Source organism: Acinetobacter sp. S4397-1, from assembly GCF_024129285.1.
GTDB classification, from domain to species: Bacteria; Pseudomonadota; Gammaproteobacteria; order Pseudomonadales; family Moraxellaceae; genus Acinetobacter; species Acinetobacter lwoffii_C.
On sequence record NZ_JAMXXZ010000050.1, the window covers coordinates 1 to 9,096 of the forward strand.

Genomic DNA, 9,096 nt, shown 5'->3' on the forward strand with positions numbered 1-9,096 from the left:
GTGCGTGCCATTGAAAATGTAGAAATAAAAATAACTCAAAGGAGGATTTTAAGTATTTAAAACCAATTCTTCAAATGAGGACACGCCCTAGTCAATTGGGAGTCTGTTGTTATTTAAATAGGAACTGCGAACAGGGTCTGGTCTGAGCTTTAAGTTGAAGCGGTATTAAACAAGTGATTTAAACATTAAAAAGTGGACAAAATGTATTTTACAAAGCAAGAAATTATGTTAATAAATAGTAAGAGATTTTTCATTAAAATCTCTTTATCTCAGGAGGAGATAATTCAAAGAAGCCTATAAAAAATAATGAAAGGAGTTTTAAGATGCTTCAATTATTAAGAAAACTATTTTGTTTACACATTTATGAATACCAGCAAATGGAGGAAATCGGGGCAGATCGGGAGTGTCGCAAGTGTGGGACTTGTAAAGACTAAAGATAAGAGCATAAAAAATATAAAAAGTGAGCTTCAGCTCACTTTTTATTTGTGCATGAATATATATCCGTTAAAATTATCGTGAAAAATTTAACGGATAGCGGAAGAAAATGGCCAAAGATTTCTATGCACAAACATATATTGTCGATAGTAATTTAGCGGATACTTTACACTGGCTGAGCTTGCATCAAGATTGTTATGATTCCTTTCATTATGATGCGCTATCCCAAGAACTAACCGTCTATCATGCCAATGGTGTTGATCAGGTTCGAATAGGGGACTATCTGAATGCAAGCTACGGAATTTTGATCACCGCCCATAATTTTGTGACGGTGAGTTCTGAATAACAGGAAAGAATTATGAGGCGCTGGCAATGGCCTCAGCAGCCATAGCATCGGTGGCTAATGCGCGGATACTTGGTTTAGGCTGTTCGGCAACAAGTCCCAGTTTGTCAAAAAGCTGCTGGTCACGGCCTTTGGCAGTATTTGGGGTCGTCAATAACTTCTCACCCGAGAAAATCGAATTGGCACCTGCCATAAAAGCCAACGCCTGATCGGAATCAGTTAAAGATTCACGGCCAGCTGAAAGACGGATATAGCTCTTTGGCATCAGGATACGTGCTACGGCAATGGTGCGAATCCATTCAATAACATCTAGTTTCTCAACATCTGCCATTGGTGTGCCTTCAATCGGTACCAGCATATTAATCGGTACAGATTCTGGATGAATAGGTAAGGTGGCAAGTTCAAACAATAAGCCAATACGGTCATTGCGGCTTTCGCCCAGCCCGACAATCCCGCCACTACAAACTTTTAGACCTGCTCCACGAACATGATCCAGGGTATTCAGGCGATCATCAAAACTACGAGTACTGATAATATGGGAATAGTATTCACGAGAAGTATCCAGATTATGGTTGTAATAATCCAACCCCGCTTCTTTTAAACGGTCAGCCTGAGAGGCATTTAACATGCCCAAAGTCATGCAGGTTTCCAGCCCCAGTGCTTTGACTTCGCGAACCATCTCCAGTACATAAGGCATATCGCGTTCATGCGGATTGCGCCAGGCTGCGCCCATACAGAAGCGTGAGCTGCCCGAAGCTAGGGCCTCTTTGGCTTCCTGAATGACTTTTTCAACTGCAATACGTTTTTCAGCTTCAAGTTTAGAATCATAATGCGCTGACTGAGAACAGTATTTGCAATCTTCAGGACATTTTCCGGTTTTAATGGAAAGCAGGGTACTAACCTGGATGCTATTGGCATCAAAATATTCACGATGGGTACGCTGGGCTTGAAATAAAAGGTCCATAAGAGGCTGTTGATACAGGGTTTCTATCTCTTCTCGTGACCAATCATTCCGTAAAGGCTGGTGAGTACTCATATTTTTGTCCTTGGATCTATCCATATGATTTATCATTCTTACATCTTAAGTAAAACTTAGAGCAGCTTCATTAGCAAAATATGACCTTATAGAAAAAAACAAAGCCCACACAAGGTGGACTTTGCATTGGACTGTTAAGTTGGAGATTATTCGCGATGATTTCCATGAATATTCTGATTCTGTAAATCCGTACGATGTTGCTTGTCCAAGATACGCTCATCCTGTTCGTGCTGATTGTTTTTTGGGGAGTTAAGTGGACCTTGTTGTGGCTGCTGCTGTTGCTGCTTCTGATCTTGCAGTTGGTTCAGCTGCTCCTGATTCTGATCTTTAGATGATTTTTGCATATTCACCTCCGGTCTAATATCCGTCTGTCTTTTTTTATGCCACAGCTTGAAGGGAAGATGTGTAAGGCTTTTGACGGAAAAGTGTGAACCGAAGTAAAAATTGAAAATTATCGTGATTTTATCAGTTGTTCTTGAATGGCCCAATCGATATGTTCTTGCACAAGCTCATCATGCAAATCACGCCGTTCAGTTAAGGCCTGTAAAATAGCTGCACTAAAAGGTGCATTCCCAAGGCCGATGGCGATATTACGCATAAAGCTCTGGTAGCCCGTCCGGCGAATTGGACTGCCTTCGGTTGAACTTAAAAAAGTGGCTTCATCCCAGTTCCATAGCTCCAGCAAACTAAGCTGATCCAGCCCATGTCGTGGATAAAAATCTTCCACGGAAGTGGTCTGGGCAAAGCTGTTCCATGGGCAGATCAGTTGGCAATCATCGCAGCCAAAGACCCGGTTACCAATTCCACGTCTTAAGTTTTCAGGAATAATTCCTTTATACTCAATAGTCAAATAGGCAATACAGCGCCGTGCATCTAGCATATAAGGTTCTACGATAGCCTGAGTGGGGCAAATATCAATACATGCAGTACAGGAGCCACAATGCTTGGTTGCAGGTTCATCAAAAGGCAGTTCAAGTGAGCTAAACAGTTCACCGAGAACAAAAAATGAGCCGGATTTTTGCTGGATTAGCAGGGTATGTTTTCCGGTCCAGCCCATACCTGCGCTTTCAGCCAGAGATTTTTCAAAAATAGGGGCGGAGTCAGCAAAAGGCCGCGATTCAAATTCACCTACTTTTTCACGGATTTTGGCTGCCAGGTTTTTGAGCCGTCCGCGCATAGTTTTATGATAGTCACGGCCCCGTGCATAACGGGCAATAATGGCAGAATTGGGTGCAAACGGAACCACGCGCGGCTCAGGAACCTCCACCAGGTAATCCATTCTCACACAAATGATGGATTTGGTATTTGGAACCAGTAATGCGGGGTTGGCACGCTTCTCCAGATTGTCTTCCAGAAACCTCATGTCGCCATGATAACCACGATCTAGATATTCTTGCAGGCGTGCTAATTCTGCTTGAGCATCCGGTTTGGCAATGACACAATCAGAAAAGCCCAGTTCTCGTGCTTGCGCTTTGATCCAGGCTTTGAGTTCGCCAGGATCATGCTGATAAACTGGTATTTGCGCTTGAGAATTTGGTGTAGTCATAAACCAGAAGCAGGGAAGGAAAAATGCAGTCTCCAGTTTACCATAGCCAGGATGTACAAGCATGGGAGCAGCGCTGGTTTGCCCGGCAAAATAGTGCGTATGGTTTAATGCAGCAGGTCGCCTGGCTGATCAGTCAGCGCTTGATTGCTTTATTCGAGACTCAAAAAATCCGAACAATTGCAGTGTATTGCGGACAGGGTAATAATGCCGGTGATGGCTATCTGGTGGCAAAGTATTTAAAGCAGGCTGGGTTTCAGGTAGACATTTATGCTGCCGAAGCGGGTCCCTCTCAAGAATTGCACTGCGCTGTTCAGGAAAGTCAGCAAGCGGGCCTACAAATTTATTACCATTTTAATTTTCAAAAAGAATATCAGGCTTATGTGGATGCCTTATTTGGTATTGGCCTGAACCGGAAACTGGATACAAACTGGCAGCATATTATTCAGAAGATCAATCAGCAGCCCGGATTTAAAGTGTCTATTGATATTCCCAGCGGTTTGCACGCCAATACCGGACAGCCTTTGCCTGTTGCCGTCAAAGCCGATTACAGTTTCACCATATTGGGTTTAAAAGCCGGATTATTTACTGGAAAAGGCAAAGCATATAGTGGCAAGGTTGAGCTGATCCCGGTCATTCCTGCCGATTCTGAGCTTCAAGCACTGGCACAGCTTGCACCTACTGATATTTATTTGCCGAAGCGCGAAGCCTTTGGTCATAAAGGTAGTTATGGTCATGTTCTGGTGATTGGTGGACATGCCGATATGGGCGGTGCAGTGATGATGGCGGCCGAAGCGGCCTTTGTGGCCGGAGCAGGTAAAGTGACGGTGATCTGTAATGCCAGACATCATACAGCGATTTTAGCACGTGCACCGAATATCATGGTGCGTGATATCAATGCGCTCAATCAAGAGCAGCGCGCAGCTCTACTACAGCAAGCTGATGCAGTCTGTTTTGGTATGGGGCTAGGGCGTGACGTATGGGCAGAACAGCAATATACCGCCTGGTTTGATTTGCTTCAGCAAAGTAATTTGGAAGTTGTGCTGGATGCAGACGCATTATGGTTTCTGGCCAGACAGCCCCAAAGCCTAAATCATAAAACCTATGCCACACCACATCCCGGCGAGGCAGCCACTTTACTGGGTTGTCATACGGATCAAGTCGAAGCAGACCGTATACAGGCAATCTGGCAGCTGCAAAAACAGTATCAGGGTCAATGGGTACTTAAAGGTGCAGGTAGCCTGATTCTGGAAGATCAGCTCTATATTTGCACCGCTGGCAACGCTGGGATGGGCAGCGGAGGTATGGGAGATGTCTTGGCAGGCATGATTGCCAGTCTGAAAGCGCAGTTTGCCGATCAGCTCAGTTTACATGACATAGTGACTTTGCATGCTCTAGCAGGAGACAGTCTGGCCCAAACCGGGGAGCGCGGTTTGCAGGCCCAGGAGATGAAGCACACGATTTATCAAGTTATTAACCGGGAAGAACACTAAAATGCCAACCTTAAAAATTACTGATTGGTAATTTTAAGGGGATAGTATTTGCCGCTGGTTTGAACAGCAGGCGATTGAACTGGACCTGAAAGACCATGTCGGAAGTTTAGCTACCGGTTAAGTCGAAGTGATAATATTAGGCCAAGAAAAGATCATTCAGAAAATGCTCCAGCTAAGCCTGACTGGACCATTAGGTGCAGATTTAACCGAAGTTCAGTGGCATGTTTTAGATATAAATAGCTTGGATATTCAAGATTTTTTAGATTTTAAGTTAAAGTTTAACGGCGACGACTGCTGACCCGACTACGTCCACGTGCCATCCCGCCGAGTGCATTCAGTACTGCCATTTTACTCATGCTGCCTGAAGCATGAGCATGACAAATTGCAGCAGCCAGCGCATCGGCAGCATCTTGCTGGGGCTTAATGGTCAAGTTAAGAATCCGCATGACCATCATCTGTACCTGTTCTTTATCTGCCGCCCCATAGCCCACCACCGACTGTTTAATTTGCCGCGCTGTATATTCAGCGACTTTTAGGTCCAGATTGACCAGTGCTGCAACGGCTGCTCCACGAGCTTGGCCCAGTTTAAGGGCAGAGTCTGGGTTCTGCGCCATAAAGACCTGTTCTACAGCCGCCTCAGTTGGCCCGTAAAATTTAACAATACGCTCTACACCCGCAAAAATCCGCTTTAAGCGTTCAGGCATTTCTGTTGTTTCAGTTCTGATGGTGCCTGCATCGACAAAAGTCAGTTTTGAGCCTTCTTTTTGAATAATTCCGTAGCCAGTTAAACGTGAGCCGGGATCAATCCCGATAATTAATGACATGCCTGCACTTTAAAACTAAAATAATGCCCATATTGTTACATAAGCGTATCAAAAAAGCTTGATCCTGATGAAGCAGTTGATTACGGCATCTTAATATTTATTGAACTGAGATCAGATTAATTTTCATGAAATTATTTCTTATTATCCTTGCAGGCTTAATCCTCGAAGTATTTGTGTGGATTGGCGTGGGTGACCTCGTCGGGAGCATGTGGTACGTATTTTTCTGGTTTATTGCCGCGTTTTTTATAGGCATGAACATGATCCGCAAATATTCTGCGGGAGTTATGCCACAAATGCAGCAGATGCAAATGGGACAAATGAGTGCAGATCCTGCATTATCGTCGAATTTGCCTAAAATTCTGGCAGGTTTTTTCCTGTTAATTCCAGGCCTGATTACGGATGTGTTGGCACTATTGATGCTGATCCCACCTGTTCAGCAAGCCTTTAAGGTTGCCATGATGAAAGTGATGATGAAACGTCAACAGGCCATGATGGAAAAAATGATGGGCGGTATGATGGGGGATATGGGCAGCCCTCAAGGTCAAAACCCGTTTTCTGAGCTGATGCGTCAAATGCAGGATATGCAAAACCAGCAAGGACGTAGTGACTCAACGATTATTGATGGTGAAGCACGCGAAGTGACCCCCGATGCCAAAAAAATTGGAATGAAAGATGTCGGTCCAAAAAAAGATTAGGACACACTGCTGAGTATTTCAGGCCGAATCCGATGATTCGGCTTTTTTATGGGAACTTTCTCATTCTTTGAAGCAAAGTTATAATCAGTTTTTATACAGAGATGAGATTTGAATGTCTTTGCTTTTTACCATTTGTCTCCTTCATTTTGTTGCTCAACTAAGCCCAGGTCCAGATGTTCTCCTTATTGCGAAAAGTGCAGCCTCGACCACACGAACCAATGCCTTAAAGATTATTGCCGGGATTTCAGTCGGCATTGTGGTATGGGTGGTATTAACGCTGGCCGGTTTCACGGTCTTAATAAACCAATTTCCCTGGATTCAGCAGTTACTAATGATAGTGGGTGGACTGTTTCTGGCAAAAATGGGGTGGGCCATGCTAAGTGGGGGCTGGCAAAGTTTTAAAAATCGGCATCAAACAGCTGATGATAGCAAGGCAATGAATGAGCCAAAAAACTATTTCACATTGGGCTTATTCACCAATCTGTCTAACCCCAAGACATTGATTTATTTTAGCAGTGTATTTTCACTGGCATTAAGTTCAACGGCCTCACAGTACCTTAAGGCTCAACTGACAGTGATTATTCCGCTGCAAACTTTCATTACCTTTAGCTTGCTGATGTTGCTGATTTCCCGGCCCAAGATTAAAAACCTATATCAACGCTCAGGCAGTTATATTGATATTGCCTCGGGTGGGTTATTTCTGATCTTTGCACTCTGGCTTTGGTACGATGCATTGGTTTTGATGAATTAGTCTGGCTTTTGAACAGGTGGGATTATCTTTTTTTCTTCAGGCATGAAGCATAAAACCTCCTGCTTCTGGCTATTTGTATAACGATTGGGTTTTAGGGTGGTTACTGTATTTTCTGAATCTTGATAGCGGCGACTGCGATTGGCACGCTCGCGTAAACCACCTTTTTTAATCAACTGAACCATAAGTGAAAATACTCATCTGTAAAAAAACAGTATAGCAAATCCTGAACTGGAGAAAAAAACAGGAAAGGGCGGGAGATAGGATTTTAAATGCTAATCTAAGTGCATAAAAAGACCTGATAAAAATCAGGTCTAGGTTATCGGATATTAAGTCAGTTTAGCGAAAACGTTTATTTTCTTCTTGTAGTACATCCAGAATGCTCAAGTGAGCTGGTTTTTCCTGTTGAGACTGGATGTAAACATGTACAGCCTTAAAAACAAGTGTTGTAACGAGGCAGGCAACCAGACAAAAAATCCAGAAACCAAAAGGACTGCGAATATGGTGTGAACCGCAATGTGGACATGATTTTTCTGTGGAGTCGACCACTTTTTCGCAGCACGCACAATGATATTGATATTGCACTGTTCTTCTCCCGGGATATTATCCTTTTTATTTTTGATCATGAAAGAGGAGGTTGTGGCTTCATCATAGGACAGCTTTTTAAAACTGACAATACGAGATTGCCGACAATAACATACAGATAATAGATGATAAAAATTAATTACAGGCCAAGTAGAGCAATTAAAGGGAAATAAAAAAGGGGAATAATAAAAAATAATTGATCAAACTTTAAATTAAAAAGTAATTTTTAAAAGATGACATGATAAAAAGTCCGCATTAAGCGGACTTCCTTCAGTCAATTTGAAATTATTGTCCTGAGCGTATCATGTAATCGAAAGCAGACAGCGAGGCTTTTGCACCTTCACCGGTGGCAATGATAATCTGCTTGTAGGGAACAGTAGTACAGTCACCCGCAGCAAACACACCTTGCATGCTGGTTTCATTGCGCTCATTGATCACAATCTCACCGCGGTTACTTAGCTCGACTTTGCTGCCTTTCAGAAAGTCGGTATTTGGCAGCAAACCAATCTGTACGAAGATGCCCGCCAGTTCAACGACATGCTCTTCATCTGTAGCACGGTCCTTGTATTTCAGGCCGGTGACCTGTGAACCGTCTCCCAGCACTTCAGTAGACAGTGCATTCTTGATGACGCTGGTATTTGCCAGACTGTTTAACTTGTCTTGCAAGACCTGGTCAGCACGCAGTTTGGTATCGAACTCAATCAGGGTGACATGCTCAACCAGACCTGCCAGATCAATCGCTGCTTCCACACCCGAGTTGCCGCCACCAATCACGGCAACACGTTTGCCTTTAAACAGGGGGCCATCACAGTGCGGACAGTACGCCACGCCACGGGTCTTGTATTCCTGCTCTCCCGGAACATTCATCTCTCTCCAGCGTGCCCCTGTGGATAGCACTACAGTTTTTGAGGCAAGTTTTGCACCATTTTCAAGGGTGACTTCTACCAGACCATTAGAGGTTTCATCGGCACCTTTAATCGCAGAGACACGCTGCAGGTTCATGATGTCCACATCGTATTCACGTACATGGGCTTCCATTTCTGCCGCAAACTTTGGACCTTGAGTTTTCTGGACAGAGGTAAAGTTTTCAATGTCCATGGTATCCATGACCTGACCGCCCATGCGTTCAGCCACGATCCCGGTACGAATGCCTTTACGGGCAGCATAAATCGCGGCGGTATTTCCCGCAGGTCCTCCACCAATCACCAGTACATCAAAGGCTTGTTTGGCATTCAGTTTTTCTGCGTCTTTGGCTGCTGCATTGCTATCCAGTTTGGCAATGATTTCTTCCAGCGTCATACGACCCTGACCGATATGATTGTTGTCCTGGAAGACCATCGGCACTGCCATAATTTTGCGCTCTTCCACTTCATCCTGGAAGAAAGCTCCATCAA

The 9,096-nt window shown here is 44.0% G+C and carries 11 protein-coding genes; 4 read left to right on the plus strand and 7 right to left on the minus strand.

The window, feature by feature from the left end:
• The first annotated feature begins 544 nt into the window (after window positions 1-544).
• Window positions 545-781 carry a hypothetical protein gene (locus tag NI467_RS13900; protein ID WP_253153432.1) on the plus strand — a complete coding sequence of 79 codons (237 nt, stop codon included), beginning with the start codon at window positions 545-547 and terminating at the stop codon, window positions 779-781.
• Between the two features lie 10 nt (window positions 782-791).
• Here the strand turns inward: NI467_RS13900 and bioB are convergent, their stop codons facing one another.
• From bioB to queG, 3 genes are all read right to left on the minus strand, one after another.
• Entirely contained in the window at window positions 792-1,814 is a 1,023-nt protein-coding gene (gene bioB / locus NI467_RS13905; protein ID WP_253153433.1) for a biotin synthase BioB, read from the minus strand.
• A gap of 146 nt (window positions 1,815-1,960) precedes the next feature.
• Complete coding sequence (locus NI467_RS13910) at window positions 1,961-2,158, minus strand: hypothetical protein (RefSeq protein ID WP_253153434.1); 198 nt, start codon at window positions 2,156-2,158, stop codon at window positions 1,961-1,963.
• 107 nt (window positions 2,159-2,265) lie between these two features.
• Window positions 2,266-3,360, minus strand: coding sequence for a tRNA epoxyqueuosine(34) reductase QueG (gene queG, locus NI467_RS13915; protein WP_253153435.1), 1,095 nt, complete (start codon window positions 3,358-3,360; stop codon window positions 2,266-2,268).
• Between the two features lie 23 nt (window positions 3,361-3,383).
• Here queG and NI467_RS13920 point away from each other — a divergent pair, with 23 nt between their 5' ends.
• The gene (locus NI467_RS13920; RefSeq protein WP_253153436.1) at window positions 3,384-4,850 is read left to right on the plus strand and encodes an NAD(P)H-hydrate dehydratase; all 1,467 of its coding nucleotides are present in this window, start codon (window positions 3,384-3,386) and stop codon (window positions 4,848-4,850) included.
• A gap of 278 nt (window positions 4,851-5,128) precedes the next feature.
• Here NI467_RS13920 and ruvC read toward each other — a convergent pair whose 3' ends face one another.
• On the minus strand, window positions 5,129-5,674 hold the full coding sequence (gene ruvC / locus NI467_RS13925) for a crossover junction endodeoxyribonuclease RuvC (protein ID WP_151204539.1): 546 nt from the start codon (window positions 5,672-5,674) through the stop codon (window positions 5,129-5,131).
• A 125-nt stretch (window positions 5,675-5,799) separates the two neighbouring features.
• Here ruvC and NI467_RS13930 point away from each other — a divergent pair, with 125 nt between their 5' ends.
• On the plus strand, window positions 5,800-6,369 hold the full coding sequence (locus tag NI467_RS13930) for an FxsA family protein (protein WP_151204538.1): 570 nt from the start codon (window positions 5,800-5,802) through the stop codon (window positions 6,367-6,369).
• Between the two features lie 112 nt (window positions 6,370-6,481).
• Window positions 6,482-7,120, plus strand: coding sequence for a LysE family transporter (locus NI467_RS13935; protein ID WP_253153437.1), 639 nt, complete (start codon window positions 6,482-6,484; stop codon window positions 7,118-7,120).
• On the opposite strand, the gene NI467_RS13940 is transcribed toward NI467_RS13935, so the two are convergent.
• The 3 genes from NI467_RS13940 to ahpF all read right to left on the minus strand — a co-directional run.
• Entirely contained in the window at window positions 7,117-7,302 is a 186-nt protein-coding gene (locus tag NI467_RS13940) for a hypothetical protein (RefSeq protein WP_253153438.1), read from the minus strand. The two genes, NI467_RS13935 and NI467_RS13940, sit on opposite strands and share 4 nt — an antisense overlap.
• Before the next feature lie 154 nt (window positions 7,303-7,456).
• On the minus strand, window positions 7,457-7,702 hold the full coding sequence (locus NI467_RS13945; protein ID WP_253153439.1) for a hypothetical protein: 246 nt from the start codon (window positions 7,700-7,702) through the stop codon (window positions 7,457-7,459).
• 285 nt (window positions 7,703-7,987) lie between these two features.
• Window positions 7,988-9,096, minus strand: a 1,109-nt coding sequence (ahpF, locus tag NI467_RS13950) for an alkyl hydroperoxide reductase subunit F (protein WP_253153440.1), incomplete at its 5' end; no start/stop codon positions are given.